The sequence below is a fragment of the Methylophaga sp. UBA5088 genome (assembly GCF_002414625.1).
GTDB classification, from domain to species: domain Bacteria; phylum Pseudomonadota; class Gammaproteobacteria; order Nitrosococcales; family Methylophagaceae; genus Methylophaga; species Methylophaga marina.
Window position 1 is genome coordinate 978 of the sequence record NZ_DIAC01000064.1, and the last position, 894, is coordinate 1871.

The 894-nt window shown below is 42.2% G+C and carries 1 protein-coding gene; it reads right to left on the reverse strand.

What is annotated here, in order from left to right; genetic code table 11:
* Positions 1-267 precede the first annotated feature (267 nt).
* Positions 268-894: glycosyltransferase (locus tag B4K20_RS08260; RefSeq protein ID WP_289282543.1), on the reverse strand; the 627-nt coding region annotated here is incomplete at its 5' end.

The window sequence follows — 894 nt, forward strand, 5'->3', positions numbered from 1 at the left end:
CGTTAAATTTATACATTGCACGGTTGTATCCTTCAAGCGGATCCTTAGGATTATTGCTGGTAGCACAGCCAGTTAGCAGCAATACTGCCGCCAAAAAACCGAGTTTGAAAACTGAGCGCAGGGTAGACATCGAATCATGATCCTTTTAATTTTATTCTTATCGACCCGAGAAATAATCGCACGCCGAGTTATGGCAATGCAAGTCATCTGTTGCGTTTATGACATGGTAATGTGAACTAAGTGGCAAAAAAACAACATGGTGATTATTCACAAACACCAAAAAGATTGATTGGTAATGTCTGTATCTTTTAACTTTTTATTATGTCGGTTGTTAAACATAAAGTCCGAGAAGACTTTGGTGCAGGCTAACCAACTATGATTTTTTGCGTATTCAATACACTTGTCTCCAGATAAGTTAAGTGCTTTTCCTGCTGCTATTGTCAGGTCTTCATCAAGATAGCCTGTAATACCTTCTTGAACGATATCAGCAGGGCCAGTAACAGGATAGGCAGCAATAGGAACGCCGCAGGCCATCGCTTCCAATAAAACTAGACCAAAGGTATCTGTTTTACTTGGAAACACAAACACATCCGCTGCGGCGAGATAAGAGGCAAGCTCCTTGCCGAATTTGGCTCCGGTAAAAATGACATCAGGATACTTTTGGCGAAGATGTTCAAGATCGGGCCCATCACCGACAACGACTTTATTACCCTTGATATCTAATTGAAGGAAAGCTTCAATATTTTTCTCAACGGCGACCCGCCCCATATTCATAAATACGGGGCCAGTTAATCCCAGCTGTTGAGGGTTTTCAGGAGTGAAAATTTCTGTCTCTACACCACGCCCCCAAACCTCAATGTTCTGGAAACCATGTGAAAGCAAGCGCTGTTTTTG